This window comes from Pseudomonas sp. NPDC089392 (genome assembly GCF_044749595.1).
Classification (GTDB): Bacteria; Pseudomonadota; Gammaproteobacteria; order Pseudomonadales; family Pseudomonadaceae; genus Aquipseudomonas.
Map to the genome: position 1 here is coordinate 38,414 of NZ_JBIVIF010000018.1, position 25,263 is coordinate 63,676.

Sequence of the window (25,263 nt, forward strand, 5' to 3'; positions counted from 1 at the left end):
TGTAGGAGCGGCCTTGCGTCGCGATGGGCCGCAAAGCGGCCCCGGCAATCTAAAGTCAGGAAGCAGTATTGGCCACACCTTGCACTTCTTTCGGCGCCAACCGGAACGCGTAATACAACACCGTCAACAGCACCAGGAACGCCGGGCCAATGTACAACGCCACACGCGTATCCTCGAAGTACGCCATCAGGCCGACCACCAGCACCAGGAAGGCCAAGGCCAGGTACGAGCTCAGCGGCCACAGCCACATGCGGTACTTCAGTGTGCTGCGTTCAGCAGTGCTAAGGCCGGCACGGAACTTCAGCTGCGCCAGCAGGATCATCACCCAGGTCCAGATCGCGCCGAAAGTGGCGATCGAAGTCACCCAGACGAAGACCTTCTCAGGCACCAGGTAGTTGGCCAGCACGCCCAGCAGCAGCGCGCCGATCGACAGCAGCAGCGCATTGCGCGGTACGCCGTTCTTCGAAGTGCGGGCAAAGGCCGCCGGGGCCTGGCCGTTCTGCGCCAAACTGTAGAGCATGCGCCCGGTGCTGAAGATGCCGCCGTTGCACGACGACAGTGCCGCAGTGATGACCACGAAGTTGATGATGCCTGCGGCGGTCTTGATGCCAAGGCGCTCGAAGGTCATGACGAACGGGCTGCCCTGGCTGCCGATTTCGTTCCACGGGTAGATCGACAGGATCACGAACAGCGCACCGACGTAGAACAGCAGGATGCGCCAGAACACCGAGCCGATGGCTTGTGGAATGGTCTTTTGCGGATTGCGTGCTTCACCGGCGGTCAGGCCGATCATCTCCACGCCCAGGTAGGCGAACATCACCATCTGCAGCGACATCAGCACGCCAGTCACGCCATTGGGCATGAAGCCGCCATTGCTCCACAGGTTGGAGATACCCAATGCCACGCCGTCATTGCCGAAGCCAAATGCGATGACGCCAATGCCGCCGAAGACCATGGCGATGATGGTGACAATCTTGATCAGGGCGAACCAGAATTCGAATTCACCGAACGCCTTCACCGCCACCAGGTTGACTGCGCCCATGCTGCCCAGTGCCGCCAGGGCCCAGATCCAGCGGGGAACATCAGGGAACCAGATGCCCATGTAGATGGCCACGGCGGTAATTTCGGCGACGCAAGTCACCAGCCACAGGAACCAGTAGTTCCAGCCAGTGAGGAAGCCCGCCAGCGGGCCGAGGTAGTCTTGGGCATAGCGGCTGAAGGAGCCGGCGACAGGGTTATGCACGGCCATTTCGCCCAGGGCGCGCATGATCACCAGGATGGCCAGGCCGCCGATGATGTAGGACAGCATGATGGCTGGGCCGGCCATTTCGATGGCCTTGGCCGAACCCAGGAAGAGACCGACACCGATACAGGCGCCCAGCGCCATCAGACGGATGTGCCGTTCGCCCAGTTCACGCTTGAGCGGGCCGCCTTCAGTGGCCTGGCCGTGGGCAGGATGGTTGCCGACTGGCATAGCAATACAACCTCATTTTGTTATTGGATTTGACCTTCGTGCAGCACCGGCCATGCCGATAGGCGTGGCGTTGGCTTGCCAGGCTGGCCTTGTGGGCCGACCCGTATGCCGGGATAGAGCGCCCGGCAGGGCGAAGGGGGCGAGCAGTATAGGAAGACCGTTGTAGGAGTTTTCACTGTATATGTGCAGAAATTTGGCGAGAAATCTGGGGGCGCGCAGCGGCCCTAAATCTCGCCCAGGCACCATAGCAACATTGCCGTATGAAGAAACCGACACCAAAGCCGCATAGCCCTACGCCACCTTTCCCCATCTCCTACAAATTTTTCACCTAACCCGCTCAACGTCTAAGCTTCAGACAAGCAAGACGAATACACTTGGCCGGATAGAAGACTATGGGCGCACTGTGGCAATCGGAACCAACCAGAACGGAAGCATCCGAGATACCTCCGGCCGAGACGCCACAACCCGAGTCACCTCGTCAGCGTCGGCTGTGGTGGCGGCTGATCCTCCTCATCCTGCTGGTGGCACTGGTGGCCATCGGCTTCGCCGCGTATGACGAATTCCGTACCTCCGAACTGCAATCGCGTGAATTCAGCAAACTGGCCGGTACGCTGACCTACTCGCTGCAACCCGGCCCCAGCGAAGCCATTGCCTACCCCGGTGAAGGGCCGTTCGACAAACGCCTGGGCTATAGCGCCCTGGGCGAATTCCTGCCGCGCCTGCTCAAGCGCGACTACTTGATCAGTGAGCAGGTGAAGTTCTCACCCGCGTTGATGAACTACGTCGATCATGGGCTGTTCGCCCCCTATATCGAGAAAATCCAGGCCGGTTTGTCGATCACCGACTGCCGCGGCGACACGCTGTACCAATACAACTACCCGCAGCACCTGTACCCGGACTTTGCCGCGATCCCGCCGGTGATGGTCAACAGCCTGCTGTTCATCGAGAACCGCGACCTGCTGGATACCAAGGACCCGCGCAACAACCCGGCAGTGGACTGGCCACGCTTTGCCAAGGCCGCCTACAGCCAGGTGGCCAAGTACCTGGCCCTGCCCGGCCAGTCCGCTGGCGGCAGTACCCTGGCCACGCAGCTGGAAAAATACCGCCACTCGCCAGACGGCCTGACCGTATCGGGGGCCGAAAAAATCCGCCAGATGATTTCTGCCAGCGTTCGCGCCTACCAGGGCGGCCCCGACACCACCGAGGCGCGTCAGCGTATCGTGCGTGACTACCTTAACAGCGTGCCTCTGTCGGCAGTGCCTGGGCATGGCGAAGTGCATGGCATGGCCGAAGGCCTGCGGGTGTGGTACGGCGCCGATTTCGACCAGGTCAACCAGGCCCTGACCTCGACCGCCAGTGACCCCGAGAGCATGGCCGCGCGTGGCCTGGCCCTGCGCCAGGTGCTGTCGTTGATGATTGCCCAGCGCCGGCCCTCTCACTACCTGTCCAAGGGTAGGGTCGAGTTGGCTGAGCTCACCGACTCGCACATCCGTGTGCTCGCCGCCAACCAGGTGATCGAGCAGCCTCTGGCCGATGCCGCACTGGCCAGCAAGGCGGTATACCGTGACTGGGTGGCGCAACCGACCATCGTGCCGATCGTCACCAACAAGGGCATCAGCCTGGCGCGCAACCGCCTGGCGGCCATGCTCAACCGCCCGCTGTACGACCTCGATCGCCTTGACGTATCGGCCACCAGTACCTTGCAGGCCGACCTGCAGCTGCAGGTCAGCCAGTACCTGAAGAACCTTGCCGACCCAGAGTTCGCAGCGCAGATGGGCCTGATCGGCGAGCGCCTGCTGACTTCCAAGACCACCGACCAGGTGAGCTACAGCTTCACCTTGTTCGAACGTACCGCCGATGGCTCGCGGGTGCGGGTGCAGACCGACAGCACCGACCAACCCTTCGATATCAACGAAGGCAGCAAGCTGGAGTTGGGCTCCACCGCCAAGCTGCGGGTGCTCACCACCTATCTGGAAATCATCGCCGAGCTGCATGACAAGTACGCCGGCAAGCCCGCCGCCGAGCTGAAGAAAGTGGAAGTGGCCGAGCTGGACCGCATCACCCAGTGGTCGCTGGAATGGCTGGCGCAAAACAGCAAGAACCAGAGCCTGGACGCCATGCTCGACGCCGCGCTGGAGCGCAAGTATTCCGCCAACACCGGCGAAGCCTTCTTCACCGGCGGCGGCATGCATGTGTTCAACAACTTCCGCAAGGAGGACAACAACCGCAACCCAACCCTCAAGGACGCGTTGCGCGAGTCGATCAACCTGCCGTTCATCCGCCTGATGCGCGACCTGGTGCGCTACGTGACCTACCAGCAGCCCTTCAACCGGGTGCCGCTGCTCAAGGACGACTCCGACCCGCGCCGCCAGGAATACCTGGCCCGTTTCGCCGACAAGGAAGGCACCAACTACCTGATGCGCTTCTGGAAGAAATACCAGCGCAAGACCTCGCAGCAGCGCCTGGACACCTTCCTCGACAGCATGCGCGTGACCCCGCAACGGCTGGCGGCGGTGCACCGCTACCTGTTCCCCGAGGCCGGCCAGGAAACGTTCAACGCCTTTGTCCGTGCCCATCTCAAGGGTGACAAGATCGTCCTCGGCAAGCTGACCGATGGCCGCTTGTCGGAGATGTACGACGCCTATGGCCCGGGCAAGTACGACCTGCCCGACCAGGGTTACATCGCCAAGGTCCACCCACTGGACCTGTGGCTGCTTGGCTACCTGCTGAAGAACCCGAGTTCGACCCTGACCGAGATGGTCAACGCCAGCCGCTTCGAGCGCCAGGAGGTGTACGGCTGGCTGTTCAAGAGCCGCCATCAGGGCGCCCGTGACAGCCGCATCCGCACCATGGTCGAGATCGAAGCCTTCCTCGACATTCACCAGCGCTGGAAGCGCGTAGGCTATCCATTCGACCACCTGGTGCCGTCGCTGGCCACCGCCATCGGCAGCTCGGGCGACCGCCCCGCCGCCCTCTCCGAACTGGTCGGCATCATCCAGAACGACGGCGTGCGCCTGCCGACCTTGCGCATCGACACCCTGCACTTCGCGGCCAATACGCCTTACGAGACCAAGCTGGTCAGCGACCCGGACCGAGGCGTGCGAATTTTACCGGTCGAAGTGGCGCGGGCCCTCAAAGGCGCCATGTCGCAGGTGGTGGATGCGGGCACCGCGCGGCGTATTTCCGGCAGCTTCAAGCTGCAGGACGGTACGCCACTGGTGATGGGCGGCAAGACCGGTACCGGTGACAACCGTATCGAAAGCTTTGGCGCTGGCGGCCGGCTGATTGGCTCACGCTCGCTGAACCGTACCGCCACCTTCGTGTTCTTCCTGGGCGACAACCACTTCGGCACCTTGACCGCATTCGTGCCAGGGCGCTCGGCGGAAGCGTTCAAATTTACCTCGGCGCTACCCGTGCAGGTGCTCAAGGGCATGGCACCGATTCTCATGCCGTACCTGCAGCCAGGCAACCCGAACGAATGCAAACCGCCGCAGGTGGCGGTGCACTCCACCACGTCGCAAGGGGATGCATCGATCAACTAGATGATAATCATCTGCAATTAAGGGCTTGTCTTTAGATATATCTTGAGTAATATCTTACGATATATCGCAAACGACGGAGCCCTATCCCCATGCGCGAACACACCCCCCATGACCCCTTCGAGCGGCGCCCCGGCCGTGGCGAGCGCGGCCCACGCGTTTTCGCCCCCGGTGACCTCAAGCTGCTGATGCTGGACCTGCTCGCCGAGCAACCCGGCCACGGCTACGACCTGATCCGCAAGATCGAAAACCTGTTCGATGGCAGCTACAGCCCCAGCCCTGGGGTGATCTACCCCACGCTGAACTTCCTTGAGGAGGCCGAACTGATCAGCGGCCAGGTGCAGGGCAGCAAACGCCTCTATGCCATTACCGATGCCGGCCGTACTGCCCTGGCCGAACAGGCGGTTGCCCTGGACGGTGTGCGCATGCGCATCGAGGTCAGCAAACGTGCCCTGCGCGGCCATGACCGCCCACCAGAAATTCATGAGGCAGTGGGCAACCTGCGCCACGCACTGCACATGCACAGCGGCCGCTGGACACCGGAAGAAATCGAACGGGTCCGTGAGCTGCTCAACCACACGGCCAAGGCCATCGCCTCTGGGCCGGCCGAACTTGTCAGGGAGGCTCCCCATGAGTAACACCATTCACCGCGTCAACCACGAGATCCATCAACGCCGCCTGCAGGTGCTGCGGGTCACCGAGCTGACCCCGCGCATGCGCCGCATCACCCTGGGCGGTGCCGAGCTGCAAGGCTTCACCAGCGTGGGCAGCGACGACCATATCAAGCTGCTGTTCGCCGAAACGCCGGAGCAGCAACAGGCCATCGAGGCCGGTAAACTGGGCAAGGACGGTGGTGCACGGCCGACCATGCGCGAATACACGCCACGGCGCATCGACCTGGTGGCCAACGAGCTGGACATCGACTTCGTGCTGCACGGCGATGGCCCTGCCTCCACTTGGGCCGCCCAGGCTGCGCCAGGGCAAACCCTGAATATCGCCGGGCCGCGAGCGTCGATGGTGGTGCCGGATATTTTCGACAGTTACCTGCTGATCGGTGACGAAACCGCCATCCCCGCGATTGGCCGACGGTTGGAAGAATTGCCTGCCGGGCGCCAGGTGCTGGCGGTGATCCAGATCGAAGACGAGCAAGAGCGTCAGCCGCTGCCGAGCAAGGCACAGGTGGAAGTGATCTGGGTACGTCGCCAGCAGGAAGACTTGCTGGCACTGGTGCAGAACCTGAGTTTGCCGCAAGGCCGGTTGTACGGCTGGGTGGCGCTGGAAAAAACCCTGACCCGCCAGGCCAAGGCACTGTTGCTGGAGAAAGGGGTGCCTGAGGATGCGCTGAAGGCTGCGGCCTACTGGCGGGCTGACGGGACTGCGGACGACGAGTGATTGTTATCGCCTGTGCCGGCCTCTTCGCGGGTGAACCCGCTCCTACAACGATTGGGTAACGCCATCCATGATTGGGTAACGCCATCCATTGTAGGAGCGGGTTCACCCGCGAAGAGGCCGGAACAGGCTAAGCAAGCTTTTGCACCCCACGCCACCGATCCAGCCCCAGCAACACCAGCCCAATCCCCCAGAACCCCGCCAGCACCCCCAGGGCATTGAGCATCACCTGCCCATACCCCAGGCTCGCCACATCGATGAACGGGTAGGCATACACGCCAATCTCGCTCCCCCGCCACAGCGCATAGGCAAAGTACACCGTCGGGTACACCGCCCATGCCGCCAGGTGCCATAGCCGCAGCCTGCCTTTGGGCACCTCGCACCACCAGTACAAGGCATAAAGCACCGGCATCACGTCGTGCAGCAGTTCATCCGCCAGCCATTGCCAGCCCTGCGGTTGCCACAAGTGGCGCAGCAATACGCTGTAGGCCAGTGCCACCAGCACGATGCTGGCGGCCACTGCAGCACTCACCGCAGGCGACAGGAAAAAGCGTTTGCCACGGCCTTCCCGGCCGAAAGCCGCATAACTGAGCACCGTTGCCACCAGGGTATTGGTCAACACAGTGAAATAGCCGAACACATTGATCAGGCCGCCAATCAGGCTGGCCTGTTCCTGCCAGCGCGCCAGCAGCACCAGGTACACCTGCACGGTAAGGCCGAACCAGCCCAGCACAGCCATGCCGGTCAGCCAGGGGCGGCGCGGCATATCAGGCCTGGCGCTGCAGCTTCACGTACAGCTGCTCGACCTTTTCCCGGGCCCAAGGTGTTTTGCGCAGGAAGGTCAGGCTCGACTTGATGGTCGGGTTGCTTTTGAAGCAGCGCACGTCGATGCGCTCGGCCAGCCCCTGCCATTGGTAATGCGCCACCAGCTCGGTGAGGATCTGTTCAAGGGTCTTGCCGTGCAGCGCGTTGTGTTGGGCCGTGCTCATGCTGTGCTCCGTAGGAAAGATGCGCACCTTACACGAGTGTAGTGGCGGGTGGGATCAGGCAAGTAGACAGAAAAATTGCTGGCCACGGGCAAAACCTCTGTGCTGAAATAGTTATGTTATGTTGTAACACTAAAAAAGCATCTGCCAAGGAACGCCCCCTTCCCATGCTGTACTCACCGCTTCGCCTCTCCCCCCTCGCCGTCGCGCTCTGGCTGGCCGCATCACCCAGCCAGGCCGTGGAACTCGAACCCCAGGTCATCACCGCCAACCCATTGGGCAACCGCCAGCTGGCCGCGCCCAGCACCGTGCTCGAAGGCGACAACCTGCTGCAACAGCAGCACGGCAGCCTGGGTGAAACCCTGAACAAACAGCCCGGTATCGCCTCGACCTGGTTTGGCCCAGGCGCCAGCCGCCCGGTAATCCGCGGCCTGGATGGCGACCGCATTCGCATCCTGCGCAACGGGGTAGGCGCCCTGGATGCCTCGTCGCTGTCCTATGACCACGCCGTGCCACTGGACCCGGTGACCGTCGACCGCGTCGAGATCGTCCGTGGCCCGGCCGCCCTGCTCTACGGCGGCAACGCCATCGGCGGCGTGGTCAATACGTTCGACAACCGCATTCCGGACGCGCCGATCGAGGGCATCCACGGTGCCGGCGAACTGCGTTACGGCGGCGCCGACACCACCCGCAGCAGCGCCGGCAAGCTGGAGGCCGGCAACGGCGCCTTCGCGCTGCACCTGGATGCCAACAGCCGCCAGTTCAACGACCTGCGCATCCCTGGCTACGCGCGCAGTGCCAAGGTGCGCGATGTCGACGACCCCGGCAGCAAGCACCGCCTGGAAAACAGCGATGGCCGCCAGGACGGCGGCGCCATCGGTGGTGCCTACCACTGGGATCACGGTTACGCCGGCCTGTCGTACAGCCGCTACGACAGCAACTACGGCTCGGTGGCCGAATCCGGTGTGCGCCTGGACATGAAGCAGGACCACTACGCCTTCGCCTCCGAGCTGCGTGACCTGGACGGCCCGTTCAGCTCGATCAAGGTCGATGCGGGCTACACCGACTACGAGCACAGCGAGATCGAAGAAGGCGAAGTCCACACCACCTTCAAGAACAAAGGCTACGAAGCGCGCATCGAAGCCCGGCACCAACCGCTCGGGCCGCTGGAAGGAGTGATCGGCGCCCAGGTCAGCCGCAGCGAATTTTCCGCCCTGGGCGAGGAAGCGTTCGTCCCACACACCGATACCGATAGCCTGGCGCTGTTCATGCTGGAGCAGTGGCAGGCCACCGAGCGCCTGAACCTGAGCCTGGGCGCGCGCATGGAGCACACCCGGGTCGATCCGGATGCCAAAGGCAACGCGAACTTTGTCGACGCCGACAGCGCCAGCAGCTTCAATGCCTTCAGCCTGTCTTCGGGGGCGGTGTACCAGTTCGACCCGATCTGGTCGCTGGCCGCCAACCTCGGCTATACCGAGCGCGCCCCGACATTCTACGAGCTGTATGCCAATGGCGCCCATGTGGCCACGGGTGCCTTTGAAGTGGGCGATGCCAGCCTGAACAAGGAAAAAGCCATTTCCACCGACCTGGCGCTGCGCTTCGACAACGGCACCCACAAGGGCAGTGTCGGGGTGTTCTACAGCCACTTCCGCAACTACATCGGTCTGATCGGCACCGGCAACACCCGCGAGGGCGGGCATGACCACGACCATGACGAGGATGACCACGACCACGATCATGACGACGGCTTCCCGGAATACCAGTACCAGGGCGTACGGGCACGCTTCTACGGCATCGAGGCCCAGGACCGCTGGCAGCTGGCCGAAAACCGTTACGGCAGCTTCGCGCTGGAACTGTCCGGTGACTACACCCGGGCGAAGAACCTCGACAGCGGCGAGCCATTGCCACGTATCGCCCCGCTGCGCCTGAACAGCGGCCTGGTCTGGGAGCTGGACCGCTGGCAGGCGCGGGTGGACGTGCAGCACGCTGCGTCGCAGCACCGCAAGCCGGCCAACGAAACCAGCACCGATGGCTACACCACGCTTGGGGCTAGCGTTGGCTATCGCTTCGACATTGGCCAGAGCCAGTGGCTGGCGTTTGTGCGCGGCGAGAACCTGACCGACCAGACCGTGCGTTACGCCAGCTCGATCCTGCGCGACATTGCGCCGGCGCCGGGGCGTAGTGTGGAGGTGGGCCTGCGTACCACCTTCTGATCTGAATGCCCCCTTTGGGATCAACTGTTTTATTCAGTACCTGGAAGCAGTCAAGATCCCTGTAGGAGCGGGTTTACCCGCGAATGCGATGGTGGAGCCACCGACGCATTCGCGGGTAAACCCGCTCCCACAGATTCCGAGCCCGTATCACCCGCCATCGACTATTGCCAGATCAGCAACAATCAACTGCGACATTTTGTCTTTTTTTCTTACAACTTCCCCTATATCCTCCCTGCCGCAAGCTGAAACGCTTCATCGAAACCATCTTGTCGCCATATCCATTGAAGGGCTCGCCCTTTGATGCGCTTGCCGTTTTTTCAATAATCAAAAGATAGCGCTATCTCATGCTCCAACTGCCCAAAACCTGTTACATCGGCCTGGCCCTCAGCACCCTGGCATCTCCCGCCGTCGCTAGCGAAATGTTCGCCAGCGACTCCCCGTGGATGCTCGGCGACTGGGGCGGCACCCGCAGCCAATTACTGGAAAAAGGCTACGACTTCACCCTCGGCTACACCGGCGAGATGGGCAGCAACCTGCACGGTGGCTACAACCACGACCGCACCGCGCGTTACAGCGACCAGTTCACCTTTGGCAGCCACCTGGACCTGGAAAAGATCCTCGGCTGGCACGACACCGAACTCCAACTGACCATCACCGAGCGCCACGGCGACAACATCAGCAACGACCGCATCAACGACCCACGCGTCGGCGGCTTCACCTCGGCCCAGGAAGTCTGGGGCCGTGGCGAAACCTGGCGGCTGACGCAGATGTGGATCAAGCAGAAGTACTTCGATGGTGCGCTGGACGTGAAATTCGGCCGCTTCGGCGAAGGCGAGGACTTCAACAGCTTCCCCTGCGATTTCCAGAACCTGGCGTTCTGCGGCTCGCAGGTGGGCAACTGGGTGGGTGGCATCTGGTACAACTGGCCGGTCAGCCAGTGGGCCCTGCGCGTGCGCTACAACCTCACCCCCGAGCTGTACGCCCAGGTCGGCGTGTTCGAGCAGAACCCTTCCAACCTGGAATCGGGCAATGGCTTGAAGCTCAGCGGCAGCGGCACCCAAGGCGCGGTGATGCCAGTCGAACTGGTATGGAGCCCACGGCTCAATGGCATGAAAGGGGAATATCGCGCCGGCTACTACTACAGTAATGCCAAGGCACAGGATGTTCTCAAGGACAGCAACGGCCAGCCGGCAGCCATCAGTGGCGCCGCCTACCGCAGCAGTTCGAGCAAGCACGGTTTGTGGCTCGGCGCCCAGCAGCAGGTGACCTCGCTGGCGTCCGACCAGTCGCGTGGCCTGAGCCTGTTCGCCAACGCCACGGTGCACGACAAGAAGACCAATGCCATCGACAACTATGTGCAGGCAGGACTGGTATACAAAGGGCCCTTCGACGCTCGCGCCAAGGACGACATCGGTTTCGCCCTGGCCCGGGTGCACGTCAACCCTGCCTACCGCAAGAACGCCCGCCTGGCCAACCAGGCCGCCGGCCTCGACGACTACGACAACCCAGGTTTCCTGCCGGTGCAGGACACCGAGTACAGCGCCGAGCTGTACTACGGCATCCATTTGGCTGACTGGCTCACGGTACGCCCCAACCTGCAGTACATCCGCCACCCGGGCGGGGTGTCGCAGGTCGATGGCGCCCTGATTGGCGGCCTGAAGATCCAGAGCAGTTTCTAACCTTCCTTTTTTGACCTGACGGAGAACCTACGATGAGCACTGAAGGTGCCAACAATGGAAGCCGCTGGCTACCGCGCCTGATCGGCGCGCTGCTGTTACTGATGGGCCTGGCCCTGCTGGCCGGAGGCATCAAGCTGAGCCAGGTGGGCGGATCGCTGTATTACCTGATTGCCGGTATCGGCTTTGCCCTGTCGGGCATCCTGCTGCTGGCCCAGCGCCGCATCGCCTTGGGCCTGTATGGCCTGGTGCTGTTGGGCAGCACCGTCTGGGCCCTGCTCGAAGTGGGCCTGGACTGGTGGCAGCTGGTGCCGCGCCTGGCCCTCTGGTTCGCCATCGGCGTGGTGTTGCTGCTGCCCTGGGCACGTCGCCCGCTGATCGGCCCGGCCAACAGAGCCAACACCGCACTGCTGGGCGTTGCAGTGGTCGCTTCGGGCGCTTGCGCCCTGGCCAGCCAGTTCACCCACCCCGGCGAAGTGTTCGGCGAACTGGGCCGCGAAAGCAGCGAAATGGCCAGCGCCGCCCCGGCCATGCCCGACGGCGAATGGCAGGCCTACGGCCGCACCGAACATGGCGATCGCTATTCGCCACTGCGCCAGATCACCCCGCAGAACGCCTACCGCCTGGAAGAGGCCTGGCGCATTCGTACCGGTGACCTGCCAACTGAAAACGACCCGGTGGAGCTGACCAACCAGAACACCCCGCTGAAGGTCAACGGCATGCTCTATGCCTGCACCGCGCACAGCCGCGTGTTGGCCCTGGACCCGGACACCGGCGCGGAAATCTGGCGCTACGACCCGCAGGTCAAGAGCCCGACCGGCACCTTCAAAGGCTTTGCCCACATGACTTGCCGTGGCGTTTCGTACTATGACGAAAACCGCTACGTCAGCCGCGACGGCAGCCCTGCGCCAAAAATTACCGACGCCGGCCAGGCCGTGGCCCAGGCCTGCCCACGCCGCCTCTACCTGCCTACCGCAGACGCCCGCCTGATTGCCATCAACGCCGACAACGGCAAGGTCTGCGAAGGCTTCGCCAACCAAGGCGTGATCGACCTCACCACCGGCATCGGCCCGTTCACCGCAGGTGGCTACTACTCCACCTCGCCTGCCGCGGTCACCCGTGACCTGGTGATTATCGGTGGCCACGTCACCGACAACGAGTCGACCAACGAGCCATCCGGCGTGATCCGCGCCTACGACGTGCACGACGGCCACCTGGTGTGGAACTGGGACAGCAACAACCCGGACGACACCAAGCCGTTGGCCGCCGGCAAGATGTACAGCCGCAACTCGGCCAACATGTGGTCGATCGCCAGCGTCGACGAAGACCTCGGCATGATCTATCTGCCGCTCGGCAACCAGACGCCAGACCAGTGGGGCGCCAACCGTACCCCAGGCGCCGAGAAGTACAGCGCTGGCGTGGTCGCCCTGGATCTTGCCACCGGCAAGGCCCGCTGGAACTACCAGTTCACCCACCACGACCTGTGGGACATGGACGTCGGCAGCCAGCCGACCCTGGTGCACCTGAAGACCAACGATGGCGTGAAACCAGCGATCATCGTGCCGACCAAGCAAGGCAGCCTGTACGTGCTCGACCGCCGCGACGGCACGCCGATCGTACCGATTCGCGAGATCCCCACCCCGCAAGGTGCGGTGAAGGGTGACCACACCTCGCCGACCCAGGCCCGCTCCGACCTCAACCTGCTTGGCCCAGAGCTGACCGAACAGGCCATGTGGGGCGCCACGCCGTTCGACCAGATGCTGTGCCGCATCCAGTTCCGCGAGCTGCGTTACGAAGGCCAGTACACCCCGCCGTCCGAGCAAGGTTCGCTGGTCTACCCAGGCAACGTGGGCGTGTTCAACTGGGGCAGCGTATCGGTCGACCCGGTGCGCCAGCTGCTGTTCACCTCGCCCAACTACATGGCCTTCGTGTCGAAGATGGTGCCGCGTGAGCAAGTGGCCGAAGGCAGCAAGCGCGAAAGCGAGACCAGCGGCGTGCAGCCGAACACTGGCGCGCCCTATGCGGTGACCATGCACCCGTTCATGTCGCCACTGGGCGTACCGTGCCAGGCACCGGCCTGGGGCTATGTCGCCGCCATCGACCTGTTCACCAACAAAGTGGTGTGGAAGCACAAGAACGGCACCACCCGCGACAGCACCCCGGTGCCGATCGGCCTGCCGGTTGGCGTACCAAGCATGGGCGGTTCGATCGTGACTGCAGGTGGCGTCGGCTTCCTCAGCGGCACCCTGGACCAGTTCCTGCGCGCCTATGACGTGAACAATGGCAAGGAACTGTGGAAAGCCCGCCTGCCAGCGGGTGGCCAAGCCACGCCGATGAGCTATACCGGCAAGGATGGCAAGCAGTACGTGCTGGTGACTGCCGGCGGGCATGGCTCGCTGGGTACCAGAATGGGCGACTACATCATCGCTTACAAACTCGCTGAATAAGCTGCAAGTCATAAGCTACAAGCTGCAAGTAAAAGCGGGGCCAATGCGGTCCCGCTTTTTTCTTGCACCTTGAAGCTTGAAGCTTGAAGCTTGAAACCCATCCCCCTCCGCCCCATCTAAGCACCATAGTCATTCACGCAGGTGCCCCATGAGCGACCAGCAGGATTTCCCGGAACTCCCCGACGAACACAGCGAAGTCGAACACACCACCACCCAGGCTGAAACCAGCCACGCCCTCGCCCTGCCCGGCCAGCAGCTACCGGACAAGGTCTACGTGATCCCGATCCACAACCGCCCGTTCTTCCCGGCGCAGGTGCTGCCGGTCATCGTCAACGAAGAACCCTGGGCCGAAACCCTCGACCTGGTGGCCAAGTCACCGGACCACTGCCTGGCACTGTTCTTCATGGACACCCCGCCAGACGACCACCGCCACTTCGACACCTCGGCACTGCCGCAGTACGGCACGCTGGTCAAGGTGCACCACGCCAGCCGCGAAAACGGCAAACTGCAGTTCGTCGCCCAGGGCCTGACCCGGGTACGCATCCGCACCTGGCTCAAGCACCACCGCCCGCCCTACCTGGTCGAAGTCGAATACCCGCGCCAGCCCGCCGAGCCGACGGACGAGGTCAAGGCCTACGGCATGGCCCTGATCAACGCGATCAAGGAACTGCTGCCGCTCAACCCGCTGTACAGCGAAGAGCTGAAGAACTACCTCAACCGCTTCAGCCCCAACGACCCGTCGCCACTCACCGATTTCGCCGCCGCCCTGACCTCTGCCACCGGCAGCCAGCTGCAGGAAGTGCTCGACTGCGTGCCCATGCTCAAGCGCATGGAAAAGGTCTTGCCGATGCTGCGCAAGGAGGTAGAAGTCGCGCGCCTGCAGAACGAGATCTCGGCCGAGGTCAACCGGCAGATCGGCGAGCACCAGCGCGAGTTCTTTCTCAAGGAACAACTCAAGGTCATCCAGCAGGAGCTGGGCCTGACCAAGGACGACCGCAGCGCCGACCTGGAGCAGTTCGAACAACGCCTGGAAGGCAAGACCCTGCCGCCCCAGGCGCGCAAGCGCATCGATGAAGAGATGGGCAAGCTGGCCATCCTCGAAACCGGCTCGCCCGAGTACGCCGTCACCCGCAATTATCTCGACTGGGCCAGCGCCCTGCCATGGGGGGTGTACGGCAAGGACAAGCTCGACCTCAAGCATGCGCGCAAGGTCCTCGACCAGCACCATGCCGGCCTGGACGACATCAAGGAGCGCATCCTCGAATTCCTCGCCGTGGGCGCCTGGAAAGGCGAGATCAGCGGCTCGATCGTGTTGCTGGTGGGCCCGCCCGGGGTGGGCAAGACCAGTATTGGCAAGTCCATTGCCGAATCGCTCGGCCGGCCGTTCTACCGCTTCAGCGTTGGCGGCATGCGTGACGAAGCCGAAATCAAGGGCCACCGCCGCACCTACATCGGCGCCCAGCCCGGCAAACTGGTGCAGGCCCTGAAAGACGTCGAAGTGATGAACCCGGTGATCATGCTCGACGAGATCGACAAGATGGGCCAGAGCTACCAGGGCGACCCGGCTTCGGCGCTGCTGGAAACCCTCGACCCGGAACAGAACGTCGATTTCCTCGACCACTACCTCGACCTGCGCCTGGACTTGTCCAAGGTGCTGTTCGTGTGCACCGCCAACACCCTCGACTCCATCCCCGGGCCGTTGCTCGACCGCATGGAAGTGATCCGCCTGTCTGGCTACATCACTGAAGAAAAGCTGGCCATCGCCAAGCGCCACCTGTGGCCCAAGCAGCTGGAAAAAGCCGGCGTAGCCAAGACCAGCCTCAGCATCAGCGACAGTGCCTTGCGCACGGTGATCGAAGGCTATGCCCGTGAGGCCGGCGTGCGCCAGTTGGAGAAGCAACTTGGCAAACTGGTGCGCAAGGCGGTGGTCAAGCTGCTGGAAGACCCAGATGCCAAACTGAAGATTGGCACCAAGGACCTCGAGGCCGCGCTCGGCATGCCGGTGTTCCGCAGCGAGCAAGTGCTGGCCGGCAAGGGTGTGATCACCGGTCTGGCCTGGACCAGCATGGGCGGCGCTACCCTGCCGATCGAAGCGACCCGCATCCATACCCTCAACCGCGGCTTCAAGCTGACCGGCAAACTGGGTGACGTGATGAAGGAATCGGCCGAAATCGCCTATAGCTATGTCAGCTCGAACCTCAAGCAGTTTGGCGGTGACCCAGGCTTCTTCAATGAAGCGTTCATCCACCTGCACGTGCCTGAAGGGGCCACGCCCAAGGACGGCCCCAGTGCCGGCATCACCATGGCCAGCGCCCTGCTGTCGCTGGCCCGCGACCAGGCGCCAAAGAAAGGCGTGGCCATGACCGGTGAACTGACCCTCACCGGCCAGGTGCTGCCAATTGGTGGCGTGCGCGAGAAGGTGATTGCGGCGAGGCGGCAGAAGATCTTCGAGCTGATCTTGCCGGAGCCTAACCGGGGGGACTTCGAGGAACTACCGGACTACCTGCGTGAAGGGCTGACGGTGCACTTTGCCAAGCGCTTTGCCGACGTGGCGAAAGTCCTGTTCTAGCCGGCACCGGCCTCTTCGCGGGTAAACCCGCTCCCACAGGTATCAAATCCTGTGGAGATCCCTGTGGGAGCGGGTTTACCCGCGAAGAGGTCGGCTCTGACAACACATTTCTCCTCGATCATCGGTTATCCTCAGGCCATTGCCAGCCTCCGGAGCCAACATGACCGCCCCTCGTCTGCTCGTTCCCCTGAGCTTCGCCCTGCTTTCCGCCTGCGCCCAACAGCCCACGCAGCCCGTCGAACTGGATGCCGAAAGCGAATGCCCCACGCGCTTGCAAGTTGGCCAGGCGCTGACCCTGACCTTGCCCGGCAACCCGTCCACTGGCTATCGCTGGCGCGTCGAAAACCCCGCCTCGAACGTGCTGCGCAGCCTTGGCCCAGAGGTATACAGCGCCCCCGCAGAGGACGATGTGGTCGGTAGCGCCGGTGTCTCCACCTGGCGCTACCAGGCCAGCAGCACCGGTGATGCCCAGCTGGTGCTGGTCTACCAGCAGCCGTGGGCCGCAGATGTCGCACCAGTACAAACCTTCGACTGCAAGATCATCGTTCGCTGAAAATTGTCAGCTACGGTCATAGGCAATCTGAACCGCCATCAGGTAAGTACAGAGGTCCTTCAGCGCCAATGTGGCAACCTCCAAGTCCATCAGCGCGCTGAGCTGCCCGGCCTGAGCTTGCCATTCATGCTCAACCTTGCGCAGTTCGCGCAACCATTCTTCTTTGAGTAGCTCAAGACCAGACAGTGCCTTGACTGCCTGCAGTTCGTCCTGGGCAACCTGCAATGACTGCTGCACATACGCCTGGTCGCCAAGCGACTCCTTGATTTTCACGTCGAGCCTGGCGCGCGCCTTGCTCAGATCACTGAAAGTTTTTGCCCCCTCAAGTGCATCGATGTGGCTGTTCAGCTTCTGGGTCACGGCCTTGAACAATTCACTATCAATTTTGGGGTCCTTGATCAGGCCCAAGACCCGATCAATATCGTCTTCGCTGGGTATCAGCCCCTTCAACGCATTGGCAACCGAGGGTTTTTCGAACAGCTCAAGCGCTTGCACGATGTCCGCCCGTTGTTGTCGCAGGCGCACCAATCGCTCCTTGAACGCCCCTACCTCACGCCCAAGTTGCGCAGTACGGTTTTCCAGTTCGCCGACGTATTGCCCCAACGCCGACAACGAAAACAATTCCAGCCTCAAGTTTTGCCTGACCAACAGCGCGTGTTGCTGGTCAAGCCGGGCAAGCACGCTGGCCAGCCTGCTATCGGTAACCGCGCCTTGTGCACGGGGTGGAAACTCGCGGTTCTCCAGCAGCACGATAGCGCCCACCAAGCTCTCCAGGAATGAGCGCTCAACGCTTGGCAATAATGCCCGCAGTTCATCCAGTTGTTCACGCGCAGCCGGAAGTACTTTGATGTCCCAAGTATCGATCAGCTGCAGCAGTTGATCATGCACGGTGCTCATCCGTACGAAATCAGGCATTGCCAATTTGACGTTGACTACGTCCATGTCATGCATCCTCGTATTCTTCGATCAGTTCATTGAATAACTCCGACAATGTATGGCAAATACTGCCTATCTTGCTCCACGGATTGATAACTTCCGAAAAGTCATGGACAAAGGATTCCAGCTGGCTAATGTTACTCAGCTCTTTTGCCTCGTTGACGGAGTTTGTGGCATAAGAGGCCAGAAACAGCCAGACATCCGCCAGCCGCTTGGTAGCCGCCGACAAGTCCTTGCACCTGAATTGCAAGTCCCTGACCAAGGTCGAGACGCACTCGAAATCCTTGCGCGCCGGCTCCATCCGCCCCAGTGCTCTTGCCAGTTCGCTGCGCTGCTTGATCAGCTCGTTTTTTACCGCGCGAATCTGCTCGGCCTTGGCGCCAAACACCCCGCCTGTCACCAGCAACCCTACCGGCCCCAGTACAAGCCCGGTGAAGGCATAACCGACATTGGCATCGTACTCGGCCTTCAGCAGGTCGATCTCTTCATCCCACTGGTCAAGCTGTTGCCGTTTCTCCAGCACGTCTCCGTTGGCAAGCTTTTCATCGAAATGCTTCAACAACCGCCCCATACGCGGCTTCAGCTCTCGCCTGACTTCACTGTTGAACCAACTGGCCCGCTCATCCACCTCACAGATGCGCCGTCTTGTGTATTCGATCTCCCTGATCAAACCGTTCATACCACTGCTCAACACCGCAGTGATCTGCTCACGCTCATCGTCAGTCAGCTCATGGCTGTAAATGTCCGAGCCTTGCTCAGCCTTGCGCCTTTTGATTTGCTGGAAGGCCTCACTCCGCTCAAGATTGTCCAGCAATGCCCCGCCGCGCTGCACCAGGCTATCAGCAAACAGCTCGATTTCCGGTCCCAGTTGCTTGATACTGCGTTCAAGCTTGTCCCATTCATGCACATGCCTGTGCAGCGCCATGTACAAGTCATGCACCAGCGAAGCATCAATCCCCAGAGAAACATAATCCACTTCCCGGTCTATTTCTTCCCGAGAACGCGGCAGCTGATTGACAGTATTTACATACTGCTTGATGACTTTAAGGTTTTCCGCAGTCAACAAGTTGCCCACCTGCTGACCACTGCTCAGTCGGCTCCCGATAAATGCGAAGTAACGTTCCGGCAACACTTTGACTTTACCTGCCAGGTCCATCTCGTCGATGGATACCCCTTCCTGCTCCGCAGCAATACTCATCATCTATTCCATACTTATAAGAACTTCAGTTATAAAACACCTATAAAGCTCCCATAATCACGCCCTCACAGACATCAACCTTGTTAACCCGATAGTGTAGGAATCTTCAATAGCGCTGGAATGAACGCTCCGTCCCCCCCTGAAGCATTGCCATGGCAAGATGCGTGGCCATTGGCTAAAATGCGCCTCCGTTTCACCCTGCATCGAGCCCGCCGTGAGCAAACAACCCGACCGTCTCTTCGCCCAGCCCCTGGAGCAGGTGCCCGACTTCGTCTTCAACGAAGACGTGGTGCGCGTGTTCCCGGACATGATCAAGCGCTCGGTGCCAGGCTACCCGACCATCGTCGAAAACCTCGGCGTGCTGGCCGCCCGCTTCGCCCAGCCGCACACCGCACTCTACGACCTGGGCGCGTCGCTGGGTGCCGTCACCCAGTCGCTGCGCCGCCATGTGCGCAGTGATGGCTGCCGGGTCATTGCCGTGGACAACTCCGCAGCGATGGTCGAACGCTGCCGCCAGTACCTCACCGCCCAGGACTCGATGTTCCAGGAACTGCTGCCAGTGCAAGTACTGGAAGCCGATATTCTGGCCCTGCCGTTCGAGCCCGCCTCGGTGGTGGCTATGAACTTCACCTTGCAGTTCATCGCCCCCGACCAGCGCCTGGAGCTGCTCGGCCGTATCCGCCAGGCGCTATTGCCCGGCGGTGCGTTGATCCTCTCGGAAAAGCTGCGCTTCGCCGATGCCGAACAGCAGGATCTGCTCAATGAACTGCATCTCGACTTCAAGCGTGCCAATGGCTACAGCGAACTGGAAATTGCCCAGAAGCGCAGCGCCATCGAAAACGTGATGCGGCCCGACACCCTTGAAGCCCACCAGGAGCGCCTGCGCGCCGCCGGGTTCTCGAAGGTGGTGCCTTGGTTCCAATGCCTTAACTTTGCCTCGTTGATAGCCCTGCCATGATCGATCTGTCCCCCCTCGTCCGCCGCTTGGCGGGCACGCCCCTGGCTTCCTGGTCGCAGGGCCTGCAAGCGCAACTGGAAGCCAAGCTGGAGAAAGGCCACGGCGACCTCGACCGCTGGCGCGGCGCACTCGATGCCCTGCCCGCCCTGCAACCGAGCGAAATCGACCTGGTCAACGGGTTGCGCCTGGACTGCGCTTGCGATGACGTCACCCGTGCGCAGATGCGTCAGGCGCTGATGGGCCTGTCGCCCTGGCGCAAAGGGCCGTTCGACCTGTTCGGCGTGCATGTGGACACCGAGTGGCGTTCGGACTGGAAATGGTCACGGGTCGGCCCGCACCTGGACCTCAAGGGCAAGCGCGTGCTCGACGTGGGCTGCGGCAACGGCTATTACCAGTGGCGCATGCTCGGTGCCGGCGCCGACATGGTCGTTGGTGTCGACCCCAACTGGCTGTTCTTCTGCCAGTTCCAGGCCGTGCAACAGTACCTGCCCGAGCTGCCAGCCTGGCACCTGCCCTTCGCCCTGGAAGACCTGCCCGCCAACCTGGAAGGGTTTGACACGGTGTTTTCCATGGGCGTGTTCTACCACCGCCGCTCGCCCATCGAACACCTCCTGGCGCTCAAGGACTGCCTGGTCAAAGGCGGTGAACTGGTGCTGGAAACCTTGGTGATCGAGGGTGACGAAAATCAGGTGCTGGTACCCGAGGACCGCTACGCGCAGATGCGCAACGTCTGGTACCTGCCGTCGGTACCCGCCCTGGAACGCTGGTTGCGCCGTGCCGGTTTCAGCGATGTGCGTTGTGTCGATGTGAGCGTCACCAGCGTAGAGGAGCAGCGCAGCACCGAATGGATGCGTTACCAGTCGCTGGGCGACTTCCTCGACCCGAACGACCACAGCAAAACCATCGAAGGCCTGCCGGCCCCTCGCCGCGCCACGCTGGTAGCGCGCAAATAAAAAAGGCGCCCGGTCGGGCGCCTGAATACACCTGCGGCGAGGAGCTGTCGCGGCGCAGGTGCTGCTAGCTCAATCCTTGGCCACCTCGCGGGCCTTCTCCTGCGCTTTGCGCTCGCGCTCGGCAACGGCCTCCTGTTGCTTGTCACCGTACAAGCGCTGCTGGTCTTCGCGGAAGGCTTGCCAGAACTGCCTGGAGCGCTCCGCACCGCCCTCGGCGTAAACACTGGCGCTACCCAGGGCAAGGGTGGCCAACAGCAGGTATTTGGTCAGGTTCATCGTGTTTGCCTCGTGGTAACCGATCAGACAGGGCCATCGTAGCGAGGGCTAGCTAACGGCAAGGTGAGGCGGGGATTACAGTCCTGCAATGTGGGCTTGTTTCGCCAGTTCCGGCCTCTTCGCGGGTAAACCCGCTCCTACGGGTAAACCACAAAATTCAGCATCTGTGCTGTACCTGTGGGAGCGGGTTCACCCGCGAAGAGGCCGGAACAGACACCCAGATAACACCAGGATTACAAATCCGTTATCTACGCCGCCGTCGCCTACTCATGCCGTAACATCCTGCCCCTTGACCCTGATGTCACTTCAGGCTCGAGAATCGCCCCTTTTCATCACACCGAGCCCCCCATGCGCCTACTGATCATCGAGGACGAACTGCGTACCGCCGACTACCTGCAACAGGGCCTGCGCGAGAACGGTTACGTGGTCGACTGCGCCCACACCGGCACCGACGGCCTGCACCTGGCCCGCCAGCAGCCCTACGACCTGGTCATCCTCGACGTCAACCTGCCTGAGCTTGATGGCTGGGCCGTACTGCAGCGGCTGCGCGCCGAATCGGCCACGCGCATCATGATGCTCACCGCCCACGGCCGCCTGGCCGACCGGGTCAAGGGCCTGGACCTGGGCGCCGACGACTACCTGCTCAAGCCCTTCGAATTCCCCGAGCTGCTGGCACGCATCCGCAGCCTGTTGCGCCGTAACGATCAGCAACTGCTGCCCAGCACCTTGCGCGTTGCCGACCTTGAACTGGACCCCGGCCGCCACCGCGCCTACCGCGCCGGGCAGCGTATCGACCTGACCGCCAAGGAATTTGCCCTGCTGCACTTGCTGATGCGCCAAAGCGGCGAGGTGCTGTCGCGCACACAGATCATCTCGTTGGTGTGGGACATGAACTTCGACTGCGACACCAATGTGGTGGAGGTCTCGATCCGCCGCCTGCGGGCGAAGATCGACGACCCGTTCGACAACAAATTGATCCATACCCTGCGCGGCGTTGGCTACGTGCTTGAGGCACGCTTTTGATAAACGCCAGCCTGTCGCTACGCTTGGGCCTGGGCGTGACCCTGATGGGCGCAGCCCTGGTGCTGCTGCTGGCCTGCCTGGCCGTATTTGCCCTGGATCACGAACTGGACAGCCGTGCGCGCAAGGATTTGGCGCGCAAGATGCTGCAGGTCGAGCACAACCTGCGCGTCGACCTGCGCAGCGAAGACCTGGGCAGCCGTGCCCATCCACTGCTCGACCTGGTGATGGGCCATGACAACCTCAGCCTCAGCGTGCTGGCCCTCGACGGCCGCCACCCGCACCTGCTCAGCCTTGGGCCAGCCCTGGAATCGCGCGTGGGCGAGCTGCACACTGATGCCCGTTTGGCCTTTCACGAATGGCGCGACGACAGTGGCAGCCAGATCCTCACCGTAACCCGCCTGATGCGCTTGCGCGACAACACGCCGGTCAAGGTGATGATGTCGCTCAACCGCGCCGACGATAACGCTCTGCTGCAGGCTTACCTGCACTCCACCCTGCTTGCATTGCCCCTGCTGCTGGTGCTGATTGGTGCGGGAGCCTGGTGGCTGATGCAACGCGGCCTGAAACCGCTGCGGCACTTCCGGCGCATTGCCGGACAGGTCTCGACCCAGGACCTGCAACACCGCCTGCCCACCACTGGCCTGCCACTGGAACTGGCAGAACTGGCCAGCAGCATCAACGTGATGCTCGACCGCCTCGACCAGGGCGTCAGCCAACTGTCGCAGTTTTCCGACGATCTGGCCCATGAATTGCGCACGCCGTTGAGCAACCTGATGGGTAAGGCGCAGGTAACCCTGGCCCGTGAGCGGGACAGCGCGAACTACCGGGAAGTGCTGGAAGACAGCATCGAAGAATTGACCCGGCTCAACCGTATCATCAACGACATGCTGTTTCTCGCCCAGGTCAGCCAGCCGCAGACACAGATCAGTCTCAAGCCCATGGCATTGGCCGACGAAACAGCGAGGGTTGTCGAACTGTTCGCCTTCAGCGCCGAGGTGAAAGAGGTTGAATTGGCTGTTCAGGGCTGGGGGACGGCATTGGCAGACCGCCTGATGTTTCAGCGGGCGCTGTCGAACCTGTTGAGTAACGCTATTCGGCATAGCCCCGACGGCAAGCCTGTGCAACTGCGCATACAGCGCCAAGGCAGTGAAGTTTGGCTATCAGTGGAAAACCAGGGGCCTGGCATTGCTGTGGAGCATCAACCGCGTTTGTTCGAGCGGTTTTACCGGGTGGGCTCGGGGCGCTCGCGGCTGGAAGGCGGGACGGGGTTGGGGCTGGCGATCGTGAAGTCGATCATGCAGTTGCATGGGGGGCGAGTCGAGGTGAGCAGCAGCCCCTTGGGGCCTACCTGCTTCACCCTGGTGTTTGCAGCCGAATAATCGGCTGCCTGTGCCGGCCTCTTCGCGGCGGTTCGACGCCTCGATAAACCCGCTCCTACACAGATTGTGGTGCCTGTGGAGCGGGTTTACCCGCGAAAGGGCCAGTACAGGCGACCAACAAATCAGCGCGAAGCCGCCACGATCAACGCCTTCATCTCAGCCACAGCAGCCTTGAAACCAACGAACAAGGCATGCGCCACCAGCGCATGCCCAATGTTCAGCTCATTGATGCCCTTGATCGCCGCCACCGCCTCGACGTTGTGGTAATGCAGGCCATGGCCGGCATTGACGATCAGCCCCTGCCCCACACCAAAGGCCACACCATCGACGATGCGCTTGAGTTCCTCTGCCACTTCGGTCGGGGTCTCGGCATCGGCATAACGCCCGGTGTGCAATTCAATTGCCGGCGCGCCAACCCGACGCGAAGCCTCGATCTGCCGCTCGTCAGCATCGATGAACAGCGAAACTTCAGCACCGGTACGCGCCAGGCGCTCTACCGCCGCCTTGATTCGCGCTTCCTGCCCTGCCACATCCAGGCCACCTTCGGTGGTTAGCTCCTGACGGGTTTCGGGCACCAGGCAGATGTGCGCCGGGCGAATCTTCTCGGCAAAGGCCATCATCTCTTCGGTGACGCCCATTTCGAAGTTCATGCGGGTCTGCAGCACATCCTTGAGCAGCACCACATCACGCTCCTGGATATGCCGACGGTCTTCGCGCAGGTGCACGGTGATGCCATCGGCGCCTGCTTCCTCGGCGTCCAGGGCAGCCTTGACCGGATCAGGGTAACGCGTGCCCCGGGCTTGGCGCAGGGTCGCCACGTGGTCGATGTTTACGCCGAGAAGCATGCGGTTGCTGTGAGTCACGAAAGGCTCTCCTGAAGGTTGAGCCCCACAGCATACGTCGTGATCAGCGCTTGCGAAACAGTTCCCGGCTGACCAGCGGCTTTGAGCCCAGGTGAACGGCCAATGCCTGGCGCATCAGGCGCTTGGCGGCCAGCAAAGCGCCTGGGGCATCCCAGTCGGCTTCGGCCAAGGCCAATAACTCGGTGCCGCGGAACAGGCCGGGTTGCACCAACTCGACCCGCTCCAGGCCGGCATCCACGCGCAAGCGGTACAGGCCGTCGGCGGCGATCGGCTGGTCGTTGACGTCATGGCTCAGGGAAAACGCATAACCAAGCTCATCCAGCAGCCGCCATTCGAACGAGCGCAGCAGCGGCTCCAGCGGCCGCCCTGCGGCCAAGGCCTGCAAGGTCAGGGTGTAGTGTTCGAAAAGTGCCGGGAACGGCGCTTCAGCGGGCAGCAGGCGCATGAGCAGTTCGTTGAGGTACAAACCGCTGAACAACGCATCACCGTGCAACCAGGTGGCGATGCCGGCGCTGTCCATGCGCCCGACATTCTTCAGCTCGCCACGCCCGCGCAGCTCCACTTCCAGCGGCACGAATGGCCGCACCAGGCTGCCACCCTTGCCGCGTGCACGACGTAGCACGGCGCGCATGCGGCCCTGCGGGGTGAAGAAGTCCACCAGCGCGCTGGTTTCCTTGTAGGCACGGCTGTGCAGCACATAGGCTGGCTGGCCGACTGGTTGTTCCATAAGTGATCTCTAGACACCAGATGCAACTGTGGGAGCGGGTTTACCCGCGAATGCGTCAGTGAACCCACCATAGCATTCGCGGGTGAACCCGCTCCCACAGATAA

20 protein-coding genes are annotated in these 25,263 nt (G+C 62.2%); 12 read left to right on the forward strand and 8 right to left on the reverse strand.

The genetic code is table 11. From position 1 onward, the window contains the following. Window positions 1–55: 55 nt before the first annotated feature. Entirely contained in the window at window positions 56–1,474 is a 1,419-nt protein-coding gene (locus ACIP1G_RS16760; protein WP_400738867.1) for an amino acid permease, read from the reverse strand. 392 nt (window positions 1,475–1,866) lie between these two features. On the opposite strand from ACIP1G_RS16760, the gene ACIP1G_RS16765 reads away from it, so the two are divergent. The 3 genes from ACIP1G_RS16765 to ACIP1G_RS16775 all read left to right on the forward strand — a co-directional run bounded on the left by ACIP1G_RS16765 (window position 1,867) and on the right by ACIP1G_RS16775 (window position 6,405). Further along, window positions 1,867–5,016 carry a transglycosylase domain-containing protein gene (locus ACIP1G_RS16765; protein ID WP_400738870.1) on the forward strand — a complete coding sequence of 1,050 codons (3,150 nt, stop codon included), beginning with the start codon at window positions 1,867–1,869 and terminating at the stop codon, window positions 5,014–5,016. A gap of 89 nt (window positions 5,017–5,105) precedes the next feature. Next, complete coding sequence (locus ACIP1G_RS16770) at window positions 5,106–5,651, forward strand: PadR family transcriptional regulator (protein ID WP_400738873.1); 546 nt, start codon at window positions 5,106–5,108, stop codon at window positions 5,649–5,651. Continuing rightward, window positions 5,644–6,405, forward strand: coding sequence for a siderophore-interacting protein (locus ACIP1G_RS16775; protein ID WP_400738875.1), 762 nt, complete (start codon window positions 5,644–5,646; stop codon window positions 6,403–6,405). The genes ACIP1G_RS16770 and ACIP1G_RS16775 overlap by 8 nt, the downstream gene beginning before the upstream one ends. 127 nt (window positions 6,406–6,532) lie before the next feature. On the opposite strand, the gene ACIP1G_RS16780 is transcribed toward ACIP1G_RS16775, so the two are convergent. Together ACIP1G_RS16780 and ACIP1G_RS16785 are read right to left on the reverse strand one after the other, a co-directional pair. Further along, a complete protein-coding gene (locus ACIP1G_RS16780; protein WP_400738878.1) occupies window positions 6,533–7,168 on the reverse strand; it encodes a Pr6Pr family membrane protein in 636 nt (211 codons plus the stop codon). 1 nt (window position 7,169) lies between these two features. Then, window positions 7,170–7,391, reverse strand: a complete 222-nt coding sequence (locus ACIP1G_RS16785; RefSeq protein ID WP_003252112.1) for a VF530 family DNA-binding protein — start codon at window positions 7,389–7,391, stop codon at window positions 7,170–7,172. Between the two features lie 164 nt (window positions 7,392–7,555). Between ACIP1G_RS16785 and ACIP1G_RS16790 the strand changes: the two genes are divergently transcribed. From ACIP1G_RS16790 to ACIP1G_RS16810, 5 genes are all read left to right on the forward strand, one after another. Beyond that, window positions 7,556–9,601 (forward strand): TonB-dependent receptor, encoded by a 2,046-nt coding sequence (locus ACIP1G_RS16790; protein ID WP_400738881.1) that lies wholly within the window; start codon window positions 7,556–7,558, stop codon window positions 9,599–9,601. Between the two features lie 344 nt (window positions 9,602–9,945). Then, the gene (locus ACIP1G_RS16795) at window positions 9,946–11,280 is read left to right on the forward strand and encodes a carbohydrate porin (protein WP_400738884.1); all 1,335 of its coding nucleotides are present in this window, start codon (window positions 9,946–9,948) and stop codon (window positions 11,278–11,280) included. A 32-nt stretch (window positions 11,281–11,312) separates the two neighbouring features. Further along, on the forward strand, window positions 11,313–13,724 hold the full coding sequence (locus ACIP1G_RS16800; protein WP_400738887.1) for a glucose/quinate/shikimate family membrane-bound PQQ-dependent dehydrogenase: 2,412 nt from the start codon (window positions 11,313–11,315) through the stop codon (window positions 13,722–13,724). Between the two features lie 148 nt (window positions 13,725–13,872). Further along, complete coding sequence (gene lon, locus ACIP1G_RS16805) at window positions 13,873–16,293, forward strand: endopeptidase La (RefSeq protein WP_400738890.1); 2,421 nt, start codon at window positions 13,873–13,875, stop codon at window positions 16,291–16,293. A gap of 160 nt (window positions 16,294–16,453) precedes the next feature. Beyond that, window positions 16,454–16,846, forward strand: coding sequence for a protease inhibitor I42 family protein (locus ACIP1G_RS16810; RefSeq protein ID WP_400738893.1), 393 nt, complete (start codon window positions 16,454–16,456; stop codon window positions 16,844–16,846). Between the two features lie 6 nt (window positions 16,847–16,852). On the opposite strand, the gene ACIP1G_RS16815 is transcribed toward ACIP1G_RS16810, so the two are convergent. Continuing rightward, the gene (locus ACIP1G_RS16815) at window positions 16,853–17,788 is read right to left on the reverse strand and encodes an alpha-xenorhabdolysin family binary toxin subunit B (RefSeq protein WP_400738896.1); all 936 of its coding nucleotides are present in this window, start codon (window positions 17,786–17,788) and stop codon (window positions 16,853–16,855) included. Window position 17,789: 1 nt separating this feature from the next. Next, entirely contained in the window at window positions 17,790–18,980 is a 1,191-nt protein-coding gene (locus tag ACIP1G_RS16820) for an alpha-xenorhabdolysin family binary toxin subunit A (protein WP_400738899.1), read from the reverse strand. Between the two features lie 214 nt (window positions 18,981–19,194). Between ACIP1G_RS16820 and cmoA the strand changes: the two genes are divergently transcribed. Continuing rightward, the gene (gene cmoA / locus ACIP1G_RS16825; RefSeq protein WP_400738902.1) at window positions 19,195–19,938 is read left to right on the forward strand and encodes a carboxy-S-adenosyl-L-methionine synthase CmoA; all 744 of its coding nucleotides are present in this window, start codon (window positions 19,195–19,197) and stop codon (window positions 19,936–19,938) included. After that, complete coding sequence (gene cmoB, locus ACIP1G_RS16830) at window positions 19,935–20,891, forward strand: tRNA 5-methoxyuridine(34)/uridine 5-oxyacetic acid(34) synthase CmoB (RefSeq protein WP_400738905.1); 957 nt, start codon at window positions 19,935–19,937, stop codon at window positions 20,889–20,891. The genes cmoA and cmoB overlap by 4 nt, the downstream gene beginning before the upstream one ends. A gap of 69 nt (window positions 20,892–20,960) precedes the next feature. Here cmoB and ACIP1G_RS16835 read toward each other — a convergent pair whose 3' ends face one another. After that, entirely contained in the window at window positions 20,961–21,167 is a 207-nt protein-coding gene (locus ACIP1G_RS16835) for a hypothetical protein (RefSeq protein WP_400738908.1), read from the reverse strand. 348 nt (window positions 21,168–21,515) lie between these two features. Between ACIP1G_RS16835 and ACIP1G_RS16840 the strand changes: the two genes are divergently transcribed. Both ACIP1G_RS16840 and ACIP1G_RS16845 read left to right on the forward strand, forming a co-directional pair. Then, window positions 21,516–22,190 carry a heavy metal response regulator transcription factor gene (locus tag ACIP1G_RS16840; RefSeq protein ID WP_400738911.1) on the forward strand — a complete coding sequence of 225 codons (675 nt, stop codon included), beginning with the start codon at window positions 21,516–21,518 and terminating at the stop codon, window positions 22,188–22,190. Continuing rightward, window positions 22,187–23,569 carry a heavy metal sensor histidine kinase gene (locus ACIP1G_RS16845; protein ID WP_400738914.1) on the forward strand — a complete coding sequence of 461 codons (1,383 nt, stop codon included), beginning with the start codon at window positions 22,187–22,189 and terminating at the stop codon, window positions 23,567–23,569. The genes ACIP1G_RS16840 and ACIP1G_RS16845 overlap by 4 nt, the downstream gene beginning before the upstream one ends. 122 nt (window positions 23,570–23,691) lie before the next feature. Here ACIP1G_RS16845 and pdxJ read toward each other — a convergent pair whose 3' ends face one another. Then, entirely contained in the window at window positions 23,692–24,414 is a 723-nt protein-coding gene (gene pdxJ / locus ACIP1G_RS16850; protein WP_261367851.1) for a pyridoxine 5'-phosphate synthase, read from the reverse strand. Between the two features lie 61 nt (window positions 24,415–24,475). Next, window positions 24,476–25,159 (reverse strand): DNA repair protein RecO, encoded by a 684-nt coding sequence (gene recO, locus ACIP1G_RS16855; RefSeq protein ID WP_400738916.1) that lies wholly within the window; start codon window positions 25,157–25,159, stop codon window positions 24,476–24,478. Between the last annotated feature and the right edge of the window lie 104 nt (window positions 25,160–25,263).